The sequence below is a fragment of the Streptomyces sp. ME02-8801-2C genome (assembly GCF_033793965.1).
GTDB lineage: Bacteria > Actinomycetota > Actinomycetes > Streptomycetales > Streptomycetaceae > Streptomyces.
Genome location: NZ_JARAXP010000009.1, coordinates 69,490 through 84,001 on the forward strand (window position 1 = coordinate 69,490; position 14,512 = coordinate 84,001).

14 protein-coding genes are annotated in these 14,512 nt (G+C 69.3%); 9 read left to right on the forward strand and 5 right to left on the reverse strand.

The features are described from left to right. Positions 1 to 25: 25 nt before the first annotated feature. The 4 genes from PV396_RS28820 to PV396_RS28835 all read right to left on the reverse strand — a co-directional run bounded on the left by PV396_RS28820 (position 26) and on the right by PV396_RS28835 (position 3,843). Positions 26 to 1,303 (reverse strand): ATP-grasp domain-containing protein, encoded by a 1,278-nt coding sequence (locus PV396_RS28820; RefSeq protein ID WP_319209509.1) that lies wholly within the window; start codon positions 1,301 to 1,303, stop codon positions 26 to 28. After that, on the reverse strand, positions 1,303 to 2,664 hold the full coding sequence (locus PV396_RS28825) for a PLP-dependent aminotransferase family protein (RefSeq protein ID WP_319209511.1): 1,362 nt from the start codon (positions 2,662 to 2,664) through the stop codon (positions 1,303 to 1,305). The genes PV396_RS28820 and PV396_RS28825 overlap by 1 nt, the downstream gene beginning before the upstream one ends. A 1-nt stretch (position 2,665) precedes the next feature. Next, on the reverse strand, positions 2,666 to 3,004 hold the full coding sequence (locus PV396_RS28830; protein WP_319209514.1) for a YciI family protein: 339 nt from the start codon (positions 3,002 to 3,004) through the stop codon (positions 2,666 to 2,668). Positions 3,005 to 3,084: 80 nt separating this feature from the next. Next, positions 3,085 to 3,843, reverse strand: a complete 759-nt coding sequence (locus PV396_RS28835; protein WP_319209517.1) for an SDR family NAD(P)-dependent oxidoreductase — start codon at positions 3,841 to 3,843, stop codon at positions 3,085 to 3,087. A 691-nt stretch (positions 3,844 to 4,534) separates the two neighbouring features. On the opposite strand from PV396_RS28835, the gene PV396_RS28840 reads away from it, so the two are divergent. The 6 genes from PV396_RS28840 to PV396_RS28865 all read left to right on the forward strand — a co-directional run bounded on the left by PV396_RS28840 (position 4,535) and on the right by PV396_RS28865 (position 11,616). After that, positions 4,535 to 5,821: an MFS transporter gene (locus PV396_RS28840; protein WP_319209521.1), complete on the forward strand. Its 1,287-nt coding sequence runs from the start codon at positions 4,535 to 4,537 to the stop codon at positions 5,819 to 5,821. 436 nt (positions 5,822 to 6,257) lie between these two features. After that, positions 6,258 to 7,283 carry a fatty acid desaturase gene (locus PV396_RS28845; RefSeq protein ID WP_319209523.1) on the forward strand — a complete coding sequence of 342 codons (1,026 nt, stop codon included), beginning with the start codon at positions 6,258 to 6,260 and terminating at the stop codon, positions 7,281 to 7,283. A gap of 108 nt (positions 7,284 to 7,391) precedes the next feature. Further along, positions 7,392 to 7,823, forward strand: a complete 432-nt coding sequence (locus PV396_RS28850) for a cobalamin-dependent protein (RefSeq protein WP_319209526.1) — start codon at positions 7,392 to 7,394, stop codon at positions 7,821 to 7,823. Further along, positions 7,820 to 9,268 carry a methylaspartate mutase gene (locus PV396_RS28855; RefSeq protein ID WP_319209529.1) on the forward strand — a complete coding sequence of 483 codons (1,449 nt, stop codon included), beginning with the start codon at positions 7,820 to 7,822 and terminating at the stop codon, positions 9,266 to 9,268. Before PV396_RS28850 ends, PV396_RS28855 begins: the two co-directional genes overlap by 4 nt. A 49-nt stretch (positions 9,269 to 9,317) precedes the next feature. Then, a complete protein-coding gene (locus tag PV396_RS28860) occupies positions 9,318 to 10,280 on the forward strand; it encodes a quinone oxidoreductase (RefSeq protein WP_319209532.1) in 963 nt (320 codons plus the stop codon). A 79-nt stretch (positions 10,281 to 10,359) separates the two neighbouring features. Continuing rightward, positions 10,360 to 11,616, forward strand: a complete 1,257-nt coding sequence (locus PV396_RS28865) for an ATP-grasp domain-containing protein (protein ID WP_319209533.1) — start codon at positions 10,360 to 10,362, stop codon at positions 11,614 to 11,616. A 17-nt stretch (positions 11,617 to 11,633) separates the two neighbouring features. Here PV396_RS28865 and PV396_RS28870 read toward each other — a convergent pair whose 3' ends face one another. Next, positions 11,634 to 11,957: a DUF427 domain-containing protein gene (locus tag PV396_RS28870; protein WP_319209535.1), complete on the reverse strand. Its 324-nt coding sequence runs from the start codon at positions 11,955 to 11,957 to the stop codon at positions 11,634 to 11,636. 72 nt (positions 11,958 to 12,029) lie between these two features. Between PV396_RS28870 and PV396_RS28875 the strand changes: the two genes are divergently transcribed. The 3 genes from PV396_RS28875 (at position 12,030) to PV396_RS28885 (ending at position 14,507) form a co-directional block, all read left to right on the forward strand. Then, entirely contained in the window at positions 12,030 to 12,569 is a 540-nt protein-coding gene (locus PV396_RS28875) for a TIGR00730 family Rossman fold protein (protein WP_319209538.1), read from the forward strand. A gap of 22 nt (positions 12,570 to 12,591) precedes the next feature. Continuing rightward, positions 12,592 to 13,290: an SDR family oxidoreductase gene (locus PV396_RS28880; RefSeq protein WP_319209540.1), complete on the forward strand. Its 699-nt coding sequence runs from the start codon at positions 12,592 to 12,594 to the stop codon at positions 13,288 to 13,290. A 215-nt stretch (positions 13,291 to 13,505) separates the two neighbouring features. Beyond that, positions 13,506 to 14,507 carry a methionine synthase gene (locus tag PV396_RS28885; protein WP_319209542.1) on the forward strand — a complete coding sequence of 334 codons (1,002 nt, stop codon included), beginning with the start codon at positions 13,506 to 13,508 and terminating at the stop codon, positions 14,505 to 14,507. The last annotated feature ends 5 nt before the right edge of the window (positions 14,508 to 14,512 follow it).

Here is a 14,512-nt window from a genome sequence, read left to right on the forward strand (position 1 = left end):
CCGGACGTGCCGGCCCGCTCCCTGGTCAACTCACCTGATAGACCGCGTCCTTGAGCTCCCTGGCCCGCTCGTAGTCGGCGGCCAGCCGGGCCTCGTCGGGCGAGGTCAGACAGATCCGCAGCGCGGCCGTCATCAGGTCGGCCGTGGGCCGGATACGGGAGCCGGGGCGGTACTTGACGCCGGTGACGACGGTGCTGGACAGCGCCTCGATCGCCGCCACGGCCTCCTGGTCCACGGCCGTCACGACGCCGTCCAGCGCGGTCGGCGCGTTGTACGTGTAGCCGGACTGGAGCTTGCGGTACACCCCGCCGCCGTACCGGCGGACGAACTCCTCCGGGCGGAGGTACGCCAGCGCCGACAGCCCGGCCTGGTTGTGGCCCAGGCACAGGTCGTGGAAGGCCGGGTTCAGGTTGCCGTTGAGGCGGGTGGCGATCTCCACCAGCACCGGGCCCTCGTCCGTGACGATGACCTCCGCGTGCGTCGGCCCCCAGCGCACCTCGAGCGCCGCGAGGACCTCGGTGACGTACGAGATCAGGGCGGGTACGGGGTCGGCGTCCGGGGCCACGAGGATGTCCCGGTTGTAGATGTTGCGGCCGGTCGGCAGCAGCGTCTTCTCGTACTCCCAGACCCCGCACACATACTGGTGGCCGTCCGCGCTGACCGTGTCGACGATGTACTCGGTGCCCTTCAGATACGACTGGACCAGCGCCTCGGTGGTGACCGCGACGTCGAACAGCGTCCCGCCGGACAGGATCGTCTCCGCCGCGCTCCGCACCTCGGCGGCGTCCCGGCACACGAACACCGAGTCCGAGCCGGCCGAGTCCAGCGGCTTCACCACGACCGGCCAACTTCCGTAGTCCTCGGCCCACTTGACGATCAGCGAGGCGTCGTCGCTCTTGAACTGGTCGGCGCAGCGCACCCCCGCGCGGCGCAGCGTCTCGATCATCTCGTACTTGTCCCGGCGGGCCGGGGTGAGCGCGGTGCCGTTGGACTTCACCCCGAGCACCTCGCTGACCCGGTCGGCCGCCTCCACCGCGAACTCCTGCCCCGGCACCACGGCGACCGGGGAGAGCGCGCCCACCATTTCGGCCTGCGCCGCCTCGTCCGGGCTCACGAGGTTGTCCTCGTACGCCGTCAGGTTCGGCGCGAGCATCGTCGGCATCAGCTCCGCCGTGGTCTGCAGATGGACCACCCGGGCGCCGAGCGCGTTGAACGCGGCGGGATAGAAGTTGCCGGCTCCATAGCCGTCGACCACAACGGCCGTGGGTACAGGGCCGGTTGGGCTGTCGTGCGTGGTGCTCATTACTGTCCTCCGGGTATGTCGCGGGGAGTGTCCGCGACAAAGCGTGCCAGCCTGGCGATGCCTTCCCGAATCGCCTCGGGAGCCAGGTTGCTGAAGCCGAGCCGGATCTCGCGGTCGCCGCCGCCCTCGAGATAGAACATGCTCATCGGCGCCCAACTCACCCCGAAATCACGGGCGGAGCGCTCCATGGCCGCCAGATCGGCGGTGAACGGCACCTTCAGGGTCAGGAAGAAACCGCCGCGCGGGGTGTTCCAGGTGACGCCGTGGTCGCCGCCGGCCGGGAACTCCTCGGCCAGCGCGGCCAACACCGCGTCCAGCCGCTCCAGGTAGACGGCCGCCAACTCCCGTGTGGCGGACCGCAGATCGTAGCCCTGCTCGACCAGAAAACCGCCGATCACGGCCTGCGAGAGGGTGGAGGAGCCGACGCTGTACATCGCCTTGGCCTTGGACAGGGTCTGGGCCAGCGTACGAGTGGTGCCGCCGGCGTCGGTGACCTCCTGGTCGGCGACCAGATAACCGAGCCGGGCGCCCGGGAACGCCGACTTGGCGAACGAGCCGAGGTAGAGCACCCTGCCCCGCGCGTCCAGGGACTTCAGGGTGGGCATCGACTCGCCGTCCCGTGCGAACAACCCGTAGGGGTTGTCCTCCAGGATCAGGAAGTCCTCCTCGGCGGCCACCTCCAGCAGGCGTTCCCGCGCGGCGAGCGGCAGCACCGAACCCGTCGGGTTGGAGAAGTCCGGCACCAGATAGAGAGCGGCCGGCCGCCTGCCCTCGGCGCGCACGGCACGGGCCGCCGCACGCACCGTCTCCGGGTCGAGCCCCTCAGGGCCCTCCAGGATGCCCCGTACGGGGATGTCCAGCATCCTGGCGGCCCCCAGGATGCCGACATACGCCGGGGACACCGACAGCAGGACGTCGTCGGGGGAGGCGAACAGGCCGCGCAGGGCGACCAGGGCGGCCTCCTGGAAGCCGTGCGTGATCATGATCGCCTCGGGCGGGACGTCGATGCCCTCGTCCTGCTTCAGCATCAGGGCGACCTCGTCCTGGATCAGGCCGTTGACGGGCCCGTACTGGAACAGCAGCCGCGTGATGCGTTGTTCGGGGACACCCTTGTCGCGCAGATGCTTGATATAGCGCTCGGTGTAGAAGGTGAGATTGGCCAGATCATGGTTTCCGTCGCAGGGCGCTCCCGAGGAGAATGAGAGCGCGTCGGGGAAACGCAGAGCCGTCTCACTGAGGATGCGCATGGAGTCCATGCCCGGATCGACGATTCCGGCGTGCAGGGAGTCGAGAGCGAAGGACACCGGGGTGTGGGTTCCCAGGGCCGCACCGGTGTCGGTGGTCTCGGTGGTGACGGTCATATCAGCGGGCTCCCTCAATGGCCGGAACTTCCTCTGACGCCTTGTGCGAAGAGTTCAATGCGGCTATCCAGCTCCCCTTGCCGGGAGCCCATTCCTGAATTCGCGTCCGGGCCACCAGACCGCCCTTGACATACGGTTCGTCGTCGAGGATCCGTTGCAGTTCCTCGCGTGTTTCCACCTCGTACACGAGGAGTCCCGAGTTCTCGCCGACCAGTGGTCCGCCGAGCAGCAGGACACCGTTGTCGGCCAGCCGGTAGAGGTTCTCGGCATGCGCCGGATGCAGGCCCTGACGGCCGGCCCGGTCGACGTTGTACTCGAATTCGACGACAAACTTCGCCACACCCAGCTCCTTGCAGTGGGATTCAGGCCAACGCGCGTAGCGCGCCGCGCCGGGAGATCACGGATCAGCCCGCGAACAGATCACATGTAGAGGCCGCCGTTGATGTCGATCACGGCTCCCGTGGAGTAGCCGGCGCTCTCGGAGCACAGGTGCAGCACGCTGCCGACAGCCTCCGCCACCGTGCCGTAGCGCCCCATGGGCAGCCGCCCCAGGACGTCCTTCTTCGACTCCTCGGTACGGCGTTCGAAGGCGCCGGCGACCCGGTCGGTGGCGATCGGCCCGTGGGCGACCACGTTCGCGACCACTCCGGTGCCGGCCAGTTCGTACGCCAGCTGCTTGGTCATACCGATCACGGCGGCCTTCGCGCCGACGTACGCGGCGTTGTTGAAGTGGCTGTATGTACGCCCGCCCGCCGAGGCGAAGTTGACGATGCGGCCGTAACCGTCCTCGGCCATCCGGGGTGCGCAGACCTTGACCGCGATCCAGGTGCTGATCACGTTCTCCAGATGGGTCTGTTCGAAATGGCTGCGGTCGAGATCCGCGTAGCCGATGACCCGGGTGTCGCCGCCGACACCGTTCACCAGGACGGACGGAGCGTGCCGCTCGACGATCTCCGTCAACTGTCGCTCGGCGGCCGGGATGTCGGTGATGTCACCGACCACCGCCTCGGTCTTCGTCACCCCGGCGAGTTCATCGGCGAGGCGGGTGACCGTCTCCTCGTTCCTGTCGAAGAGGACGAGTGAGTGGCCTTCCTTCGCGAGACCTCTGGCCACCTCCGAGAGAATTCCCCCGGCGGCACCGATCAAGAGCGCGGTACGAGCAGTCACTTTGCTTTTCACCCAAACTCTACTGAAGTCGGTGACCCTGAACGAGCAGGGCCCTGGTGAGGGCAGCTCGGAAACGTCACGCCAATCGGCCCGAATCGTCATCGGGCTGCGGTCGGCGGTGGTGTGTGCTGTGGCGCAAACGAAGTGTGCTGTGTCGCAAGTACGGTTCGCGGTGTCGCTCCGACGTACGCAACAAACTGGCACAGAAGGGTGGCCGCCCCCTCGGCACCTCCCAGACGATCACATCTCTCTTCGGTCGTTGTCAACGAGTCCCGGAAATTCCTTCGCCCGCTTGCCGTGACACGCGCAAACCGGAGATCCTTGCGCTCGGACCGCACCGACCGGCTAGTGTCCACCGGTCGTCCGAGCACTTCGGAAGTATGCTGCATCGCTCGGGCAACTACTGTGAACAGTCGATGAAATGGCGGCGGGAACCTGGGAAGTGAACGGGTTCCAACGGCATCCTCCAGGGGTGGACTTCGGCCATCCCGAAGAGGAAGAAGCTGAACGGGGGCAAGGATGAACAATCTGCTGGCAGGTGTTTTCCGGCCAAGAGGGCATGGAATTGCGCCTTTCTGTTGCGGCGTACCAGGCCCGCCGGCACACCCGCCGCGCGCGTAGGTTCCGCGGAGCCCCCCACCTGCTCCCGTCCTGCCGCGCGCTTCTCCCTCCGCCTTCACCGACCCCACCGGACGAACGGATCATGCGACCCGACTCCCCATGGCGGACAGCCGACTTCCGCACGCTGTTCACCGCATCCGCGCTCAGTCAACTGGGCAGCAACGTCAGCTACGTCGCCGTACCCCTGGTCGCCGTGGCCGCGCTGGACGCCGGACCCGGCCAGGTCGGCGCCCTCGCCACCCTGAGCACGATCGCCTTCCTGGTCATCGGCCTGCCGGCCGGGGCCTGGGTGGACCGGCTCAGCCATCGCCGGGTGCTGATCGCCGCAGACCTGTGCCGCGCCCTGCTGTACGCCTCCGTGCCGCTGGCCTGGTGGCTGGACGCGCTCACCCTGGCCCAGCTCTACGCGGTCGTCCTGCTCAGCGGGTGTGCGACGGTGTTCTTCGACGTGGGTTCACAGAGCGTGCTGCCCCAACTGGTCGGCAAAGAGGCGCTCGTTCAGGCCAACGCCGACATCAACACGCTGATCGCCGCCGGCAACGTACTGGGCCGCAGCGCGGGCGGCGGGCTGGTCTCGCTGCTCACCGCACCGGCGGCCGTGCTCGTCTCGGCCGGCACCTATCTGGCCTCCGGGCTCGGACTCATCGCGATCCGGCGCACTCCGCCGGCCGGCATGAGGAAAAACGGGGCGGGCGCCCGGTTGCGCAGCCAGATCGCCGAGGGCGTACGGCATGTCTTCGGCAACCGGGAGCTGCGGGCGCTGGTGCTCACCGCGTCCCTCGCCAACCTCGGCTCGTCGGTCATCAACACCATGCTGCCGATCTGGTTCGTCCGCGAACTCGATCTGCCCGGCGCCGCGTTGGGCCTGTTCTGGGGCGCCGGCGGGATCGGCCTGCTGATCGGCGCCCGCAGCGCGCGGCCCATCGCCGCCAAGCTGGGATTCGGCCGTACGCTCGGTCTGGCCGGGGTGTGTCTGGCCCCGGCGGGGCTGCTCGTGCCCTTGGTGGACCGGGGTCCGTGGCTGTTTCTGGCCGGCGCGGGATGGTGTTTGGCCATGTTCAAGGTGGGCATGGACAACGTGCTCGGAGTCAGCCTGCGCCAGCGGATGACCCCCGGCTCACTGCTCGGCCGGATGAACGCGACGTTCAGGTTCCTGCTGACGGGGGCCCTGGCGGTCGGTGCCGCCATCTCCGGCGTACTCGGCGAACTCATCGGCGTCCAGGCCACGTTGTGGGTGGGCGGCGTGTTCGTGTCGACGGCCTTCCTGCCCGTCTTCCTCTCGCCGGTCCGGGTCCGCAGGGTCCTGCCCGACCCCGTCCCGGAGCCGGAACCACCCCGCACTCAGGACGCGCCCGCCACACCCGCGTGAATTCGCGGGCGGCCGTCCCATTTCTCTGTACCGACCCATTTTCCTGTACAACCGCCGGGCAGCGCCCTGCAATTCATTCCCGATCATTTTTCGATCAGTTTCCCGATAAAAGGTTGACCCTGCGGGTGACCGCCTGTCAGGATCAACCGCGCACCCAGTCACAGACCTTTCGTGTGCCGATATGCCCTACCGCCCGACCGGGCGGCCGAATATCAGGCGCCTCAGATCCCTGACCTAGAGGAGTGCGATGGCAGCCATCGACAATGGCTACCGGACCGAAGGCATTGCGGATTACTCGGATCCCCGCGAAACCATGCGCGCCCTGCCCCGGTTCACTCAGTACCCGCTCACGATTTTCACTGGAAAGGCATTACCTGGACAGACTTCCATATCCTGGTGGACGCCCGGATTTCATCTTCTGACGGCGTATCTCTCCATGGCCCTCGGCGTCGTGGCCGGCTGCACCGGACTGGGTCTCGGCGGCGCCTGGCTGCTGCTGGTACCCGCGGGCTGGGCCGTCACCCTGCACGGCATGCGCAACCTGCGGATGATGGTCTACCACCAGTGCTCCCACCGGAACATGTACCGCAGACGGCGCCTGGACACCGCGATAGGCCGGCTCACCTCCAGTCTGCTGGTCATCCAGAACTTCGTCCGCTACAGCCGCGAGCATGTCAGCGATCACCACGCCGCCCACCACATGACGCTGCGCGACCCCACCGTCCAGGCCTTCCTGGTCAGCCTCGACCTGCACCCCGGGATGACCCGCCGGCAGATGTGGCGGCGCGTCCTCGGCAAGCTGGTGTCACCCTGGTTCCATCTGAACTTCCTGGTGGCGCGCGCCCGTTCGTTCTGGCACGGCTCGGCGCGGACCGAGAAGGCGACCTTCCTCGCCCTCTACGCGACCGCAATCGGGGTCACCGTGTCGACCGGCACCTGGCCGGCTCTGCTGATCGTCTGGTTCGTCCCGCTGATCCCGCTCTTCCAGATCAGCAACACGCTGCGGCTGTGCGTCAAGCACACCTTCCCGGGCCGCGATCTCACGGTCAGGCGCGGCAAGGAGTACTTCGGCGGCCTCACCAACGCCATCTTCATCGGCGAGGCGGCACCCGACGCCGAGCTGCCGCCGCTGCGCCGGGCGGCCGCCTGGGGGGTGTGGACCCTGCGCATGCTCTTCGTGCACGCGCCGGCCCGCTATCTCGTCCTCACCGGCGACACGGTCGTCCACGACTTCCATCACCGGTATCCGTCCACCCCGCAGTGGGCGAACTATATTTTCGAACGCCAGGCGGACCTGGAAAAGGGCAGCCCCGGCTGGCCGCCCTACCACCATGCCTGGGGTCTCGTGCCCGCGATCAATCTGGTCTTCGACTCGCTCTCCGCAGCCGATCCGGAGGAATTCAATGTCGCGCGGCTGCGTGAGGTCAGCAAACGGGAACTGTTCGCCGCATTCGACGACTGAACACCCTTCCCACGATTCCGTCCGAGATCCCGGGGGCCCGCCATGCAGCACCACAAAGCACAAGCACAAGCACAAATACAGGAACAAGAACAAGAAAAAGCGCACGCGGTGGAGAAACGCACGGTAATTCTCGGTGTGGCGGCCAGCGACAGCCATGTCGTGGCCAATCACCTCATCGCCCACGCACTGCGCGCCGAAGGATTCCAGGTGGTCAATCTCGGCGCCTGCACCTCGGTGGCCGAATTCGCCGAGGCATACGCCGAACACCCCGAGGCCGAGGCGGTGATCATCGGCAGTCTCAACGGCCACGCCCACGGCGACCTCCAGGACCTGCCCTCCGCCCGCGCCGCCGGCCGGCTGCGCTGCCCGGTGATCCTCGGCGGCAACCTCTCCGTCGGCAGCTACAAGGGCGCCGCCGACCACGAGCGGCTGTACGCGCTCGGCGTCGACGTCGTCCTGTCCGACCTGGACGAACTCCCCGACACGCTGGACGAGTTGAGGACCCGCGTCCCGGCGGCGGCCCCGGTCTCCGCCTCATGAGCGAAACCGGCCCGCCGATCCCCGAACTCGCCGAGTCCGTGGCCTACGTACGGGAGCTGGGGAAACCCACCGTCGCCGACGTGCTGCGGGACGCGCGGGCGGCGGGGCGGCTCGCGCTGCAACCCCGCTGCGGGGTCGGCTCGCACGCCCAGATGACGACGCTGCTCCAGGACCTGGAACGGCACGCCCGGCCCGACATCCTCACGCTCACCATCGACTCGTACACCCGGCTGAAGCAGTTCGACACCGCCCGCCGGGTCCTGGAGCGCAACCCCGCCGACCTGAACGGGTATCCGCTGGTCACCCACGGCTGGGAGCGAGGGCGGCAGCTCAACGAGGCGGTGGCCGCGCCGCTGGAGATACGGCACGGGACCCCCGACGCGCGGCTGCTGTTCGAGGTGACGGTGGCGTCCGGCATCACCTCCTTCGAGGGCGGCGGGATCTCGTACAACCTGCCGTACTGCAAGGACATCCCGCTCGCCGAGTCCCTCGCGGCCTGGCGGGACGTGGACGCCCGGTGCGGCGAACTGGCCCGGCACGGACTGGTCGTGGACCGTGAGACGTTCGGCACCCTGACCGCCGTACTCGTACCGCCGTCCATCTCGCTGGCGATCAGCGTCCTGGAGGCGGTGGCGGCGGCGCGCGAAGGGGTGCGGTGCATCTCGGTGGCGTACCCGCAGGGCGGCCACTTCGAGCAGGACGTCGCCGCCCTGCGGGCCATCCCCGAACTGGCGGCCCGCTATCTGCCCGCCGGCCTCGAAGTCCACGCCGTGCTCCACGAGTTCATGGGTGTCTTCCCCAAGCAACGGCCGCACGCCGAGGACCTCATCCTCTACGGCGCCCTCGTGGCCCGGCTCGGCGGCGCGAGCAAGCTGATCAGCAAGACCTACCAGGAGGCGCACGGCATCCCCGACACCCGCGCCAACATCGACGGGCTGCTGCTCGCCTCGCGTGCCAACTCCCCGCTCCTGGACTTCATCACGCTCGACGAGGACCGCATCGGCACCGAACTGGAGTGGATCCTGCGGGAGGTGGCCGAGATCGTCGAGCCCATTCTCTCAACGGCCGATCTCCACAAGGCGATTCCGATTGCGTTCGAGGAGGGACGGCTCGACATCCCGTTCAGCGCGAGCCGTTCGGCACGCTCGGCGATCATTCCGCGCCGGGCGGGTGACGGTGCCATACGCTACTTCGCCACGGGAGCACTGCCGTTCTCCGCCCGCACCCGCAGACACCACGAACAGAGCCTCGCCGCGGGCGGGGAGTCCCGGCTCGGGGACATGGTGAAGGGGCTGACCTCCGACATCAACTACTTCCTCGGCATCTTCGGCGAGAACACCAACGGCAGCACCAACAACTGTACGAACAGCAGTACCGGCGGCAGCGCAGTGGGGGACATCGTGGCGGAGCACTCCACCGCGGAGACCCCCGTGGCCCCCTCATGAGCTGACCGCACGAAACCGCACGGCACGACCCAGGAGTGGGAAGACAACCATGCAGTCCATCCGCGTCACCCGGCCCGGCGGCCCGTCCGAACTCCGTTCGGAGCAGACCGAGTTGCCGGTCCCCGGCCCCGGTCAGGCACTGGTCCGCAACACCGCCGCCGGCGTCAACTACATCGACGTCTACTACCGCGACGGCACCTATCCCGCCGAGCCGCCCTTCACCCCGGGCCAGGAGGCGGCCGGCGTGGTGGAGGCGGTCGGGGAGGGCGCGAGCACGTTCGCGCCGGGCGCGCGGGTCGCGTACGCCTCCCAGCTGGGCGCCTACGCCGAGTACACGGTGGTCCCCGAGGACAAGCTGATCCCGGTCCCCGACGGCGTCGACCTGGCCGAGGCGGCCGCCGTGACCCTCCAGGGCCTCGCCGCGTACTACCTCACCCACGAGACGCACGCCGTCGCCGAGGGCGAGACGGTGGTCGTCCTGGCGGCGGCGGGCGGTCTCGGCCGGCTCCTGGTGCAGCTGGCCGCCGCCCGCGGGGCCACCGTCGTGGCCATCGCCTCCACTCCCGAGAAGGAGGAGGTCGCCCGTCTGGCGGGCGCCCACCACACCTTCGGCTACGACAAGTTCGACGACGCGGTAAGGGAAGTGACGGACGGTCAGGGCGCGCGGGTCGTCTACGACTCGGTCGGCGCCACGACCCACCTCACCAGCCTGCGCAGCCTCGGCCGCCGGGGCACGCTCGCGCTGTGCGGGCTGTCCAGCGGACCCGTACCGCCGCTGGACATCGAACTCCTGCGTGGCGGCGGCTCGTTGTTCCTGACCCGCCCCACGATGAGGGACTACGTGTACGACGCCCACACGCTCCGTGGGGCGGGCGGTGCCGTCTTCGGCCACCTGGCCTCCGGTGTGCTGAAGCCGCTCGTGCACGCGGCCCTCCCGCTCGCGGACGCGGCCGAGGCGCATCGACTGCTGGAGAGCCGCGCCACCACCGGCAAGCTCCTGCTGACGCCCTGACCCGCACCTTCCGCCCCACCCCGGCACGACCCGAACGCCCCACCACCGAACGCAACTTCACCACTCTCCGGGAGCACACATGGCCGAGGCGAGCAGCCCTCACCTCCTCTTCGTCGGCGGCGCGGGAAACGCCACCCTTGGGGTGGACGTCGTAGAGGCGGCCCTCCGTGAGGCCCAGGCCCGCGGTCTGCGCATCCATGTCACCAACCAGGAAGACACGTTGGCGGCCACCCCCACCGTCAGCGCCCTCGCCGACACCGTCTCGGCCGTCGACTTCTCCGTACGCGGCGAGAGCGCCGCCTGGGTACGCGAGCGGATCGAGGCCGGGGACACGTACGAAGTGGTGTTCGGCGTACGGGAGATGGCCCAGGAGGCCGTCGCCGAGGTCGCCGACGCGCTGGGCCTGCCCGGCAACGCGCCGGACGCCGTCCACCGCGTCCGCACCAAGGACGAGGCCCGCGCCCACCTCACCGCCGCGGGCTTCCTCCAGCCGGCCTTCCGGGTCTGCGCGGACGAGCGGGAGGCCCGCGACTTCCTGACCACCTCGACAGGACCCTGGGTGGTGAAACCGCGCGACGCGATGGGCAGCGAGGGCGTCACCCGAATCGAGTCCGCGACGGAACTGGCGGCAGCCCTGGAGTTCCTGCCGGGCAAGGATGTCGAGGGCACCTCCTTCATCGTCGAGGAGTTCGTCGAGGGCCCGGAGTACAGCGCGGAGGGCGTGTTCATCGACGGCGCCCCCCACGTCCTGGCCCTGACCTCGAAGGAACTGCTTCCGCCGCCCAACTTCTTCGAGATCGAGTACGTCATCCCGGCGATCCTGCCGGACGAGACGGCCGCCGAGATCGAGAAGCAGGTCGTCGCCGCCCTGACGGCCCTGGAGCTGCGTTTCGGCCAGTTCCACGTCGAACTGTGGTGGACCGAGCGGGGCGTGGTCCTCGGCGAGGTCCACGTACGCAACGCGGGCGGCTGGATCCACCGCATGCTGCCGTACGTCATCCCCGGCCTGGAGTGGTTCGGCCTGGTCTACGACGACGTCCTGGGCAGGCCGGTCGACAAGTCCGCGCTGAAGCCCGTACGAGGCTCCGCGATCCGCTTCCTCACCCCGCCCCCCGGCCGCCTGACGGCGATCGAGGGCTGGGACGACGTACTGGCCCACCCCGCCCTGATCCACGCCGAGCTGGCGATCTCCCCCGGCGCGGTCGTCGCCGAGCACCGCTCGGTGTGGAACCGCGTCGGCCACATCGCGGTCGGCGCGGACACCCCGGAGGAGGCCCAGGCACTGGCCCGGAAACTGGAGGCGGGGGTGCGGTTCGTGACGGAACCGGTGGAGTAGGACCCAGTAGGCGGGGGCTACGCGGTCTCGACCTCGTAGAAGCAGAGGTGGTCCTTTATCCGGGCCACCTCGGGCTTCGGCTCGGGGTAGCCCCAGACGAGGTCCGCGGCGTCCGGGAGGGACCAGTAGGACGCCGTGCCCTTGAAGGGGCAGTACGTGTGGGTCTCGGAGGGCGTCAACAGGTCGAGGCGGACGTCCGTCGCGGGGAGGTAGTACCGCGGGGGACAGCCCGTCTCGCGCAGGACGAGGGCCCGCTCGCTCTCGGCGAGCACCTGGCCGCCGTGGACGACCCGTACGCGCTCGGTGTGCTGCTCGATGGTGATCGTGTGTCCTGACGTCATATCGAAAGAGCGTTCGGCGAGCCCGGGTTGTTCCCCGAGACGACCGCGATCCGGCCCGCGTACGGTGACGCCATGAACATCTGCGTCTTCCTCTCCGCCGCCGACCTGGACGACCGCTACACACGCCCCGCGCGGGAGTTCGCGGAACTGCTCGGCAAGGGCGGGCACACCCTGGTCTGGGGCGGCTCGGACGTCGGGCTGATGAAGGTGGTCGCGGACGGGGTCCAGGAGGCGGGCGGCCGGCTTCTGGGCGTCTCGGTGGACTTCCTCGCCGCCAAGGCGCGGCAGGGCGCCGACGAGATGGTGATCGCTCGGGACCTCGGGGAACGCAAGCGGCTGATGCTGGAGAAGGCGGACGCCGTCGTGATCATGGTCGGCGGCACCGGAACGCTCGACGAGGCCACGGACATCCTGGAACTGAAGAAGCACGGCAGGACGGACGTGCCGGTGGTGCTGCTGAACACCGAGGGCTTCTACGACGGCCTGAAGGAACAGTTCCGCCGTATGGAGACCGAGGGATTCCTGCCCCGCCCGCTCACCGACCTGGTGTTCTTCGCTCAGGAGCCGGTGGGGGCCCTGGCGTACCTGGAGGAGAGCCGGGGAACGGCGTGACGGACGGTCCTGTGATGCGAGCATGGCAGGCATGGCTACACATGTGATCACCGGGGCGGGGTCGGGCATCGGTGCGGCGGTCGCGCGGCGGCTGCACGCGCGCGGGGACGAACTCGTGCTGCACGCGCGTGACGCGGGGCGCGCGAAGGAACTGGCGGCGGAGTTTCCGGGGGCGCGGACCCTGGTGGGCGACCTGGCCGACCCGGACCGCCTCTCCTGGGCGTTCTCCCACCAGACGCTGCCGGAACGGGTGGACTCCCTGCTGCACATCGCGGGGGTGGTGGATCTCGGCCCGGTCGGCGAGCTGACCCCCAAGACGTGGCGCCACCAACTGAACGTCAACCTGATCGCCCCCGCCGAACTCACCCGTCACCTTCTGCCCCAACTCCGCGTCTCCCAGGGGCAGGTGATCTTCGTCAACTCCGGTGCGGGTCTGAACGCGAGTGCCGGGTGGTCCGCGTACGCCGCCTCCAAGCACGGACTCAAGGCCCTCGCGGACTCGTTGCGCCATGAGGAGCGGGGGGCGGGGGTGCGGGTGACCACGGTGTACCCGGGGCGGACGGCGAGTCCGATGCAGGAGAAGGTTCACCAGCAGGAGGGCAAGGAGTACGACCCGTCGAAGTGGATCGACCCGGAGTCGGTGGCGACGACGATCCTGCTGGCCCTGGACCTCCCCCGAGACGCAGAAATCAACGACGTGACGGTACGCCCCGGCAGCTGAACATTCCCTCGCCCCCGCCGCCCCTACCCGTCCCATCCTTCTCGGGGGCGCTGCCCCCGAACCCCCGCTCCTCAAACGCCGGAGGGGCTGACTACCAGCCCGTCCGGCGTTTGAGGACGAGCGCGTTCAGCGCGAAAGCGGGGGTCTGGGGGCGGCAGCCCCCAGGGATGGGACGGGTAGGGGCGGCGGGGGCGAGGAAACATAGGCTTCGCCACGTGAACGCGAACCCCACCTTCGGCCCAGCCACCGGCATCGGTTCCCTCCCCGGCGGCGACGCCCGCGAAGCCGCCAAGGCAGCCACCGGCACCTTCGAAAACCTCCCCTTCCTGCCCGAACTCCCCGCCCGAGGGCCCGGCGCCGACATGATCGGCCGCACCACCGGCCTCCTCGTGGAGATGTACGCCCGCGTGGAACCCAGCGGCTGGCGCCTCGGCGACCGCCCGGGCAGGGACACCAAGCGGGCCCGTTCCTGGCTCGGCGAGGACATCGACGCGCTGGAGGAGTTCACCCAGGGATACGAGGGGCAGGTGAAGGTACAGGCCGTGGGCCCCTGGACGCTGGCCGCCAGCCTGGAACTCAGGAACGGCGAGCGCGCCCTCGCCGACCCCGGCGCCTGCCGCGACCTCGCCGGTTCCCTCGCCGAAGGCATCCGCCTCCACCTCGGCGACCTGCGCCGCCGCATCCCCGGTGCCCAACTCGTCCTGCAGCTCGACGAACCGTCCCTCATCGCCGTACTGCGCGGCCAGGTGAAGTCCGCGAGCGGCTACCGCACCCACCGCGCCCCCGACCGCCAGGTCGTCGAGGCGACCCTCAGGGAGGTCGTCGCGGCGGCCGGGGAAGGGCCGGTCGTGGTCCACTCCTGCGCGCCGGACGTCCCGTTCGCCCTGCTCCGCAGGGCCGGTGCGGCCGCCGTCTCCTTCGACTTCTCCCTGCTCACCGAGCGTGACGACGACGCGATCGGTGAGGCGGTGGAGGGCGGTACGCGGCTGTTCGCCGGTGTCGTCCCGGGCACGGACGGCCCATTGTCAGACCCTGCCGGTAGCGTCAGTGGTGTCAGGTCGTTGTGGCGCAGGTTGGGGCTGCATCCGGGGCTTCTCGCGGAGGCGGTCACCATCACGCCGTCGTGCGGACTCGCGGGCGCTTCCCCGCAGTACGCATGGAAGGCGCTCGCCCACTGCGTCCAGGCGGCGAGATCACTCGCGGACAACCCAGAGTAACGGGA

Bases quoted from the DNA above. Each gene is read 5' to 3' on its own strand.
- PV396_RS28865 (WP_319209533.1), top strand. From the start codon at position 10,360: ATGGCCGAGGCGAGCAGCCCTCACCTCCTCTTCGTCGGCGGCGCGGGA.
- PV396_RS28875 (WP_319209538.1), top strand. From the start codon at position 12,030: ATGAACATCTGCGTCTTCCTCTCCGCCGCCGACCTGGACGACCGCTAC.
- PV396_RS28870 (WP_319209535.1), bottom strand. From the start codon at position 11,957: ATGACGTCAGGACACACGATCACCATCGAGCAGCACACCGAGCGCGTA.
- PV396_RS28855 (WP_319209529.1), top strand. From the start codon at position 7,820: ATGAGCGAAACCGGCCCGCCGATCCCCGAACTCGCCGAGTCCGTGGCC.
- PV396_RS28840 (WP_319209521.1), top strand. From the start codon at position 4,535: ATGCGACCCGACTCCCCATGGCGGACAGCCGACTTCCGCACGCTGTTC.
- PV396_RS28825 (WP_319209511.1), bottom strand. From the start codon at position 2,664: ATGACCGTCACCACCGAGACCACCGACACCGGTGCGGCCCTGGGAACC.
- PV396_RS28845 (WP_319209523.1), top strand. From the start codon at position 6,258: ATGGCCCTCGGCGTCGTGGCCGGCTGCACCGGACTGGGTCTCGGCGGC.
- PV396_RS28860 (WP_319209532.1), top strand. From the start codon at position 9,318: ATGCAGTCCATCCGCGTCACCCGGCCCGGCGGCCCGTCCGAACTCCGT.
- PV396_RS28880 (WP_319209540.1), top strand. From the start codon at position 12,592: ATGGCAGGCATGGCTACACATGTGATCACCGGGGCGGGGTCGGGCATC.
- PV396_RS28820 (WP_319209509.1), bottom strand. From the start codon at position 1,303: ATGAGCACCACGCACGACAGCCCAACCGGCCCTGTACCCACGGCCGTT.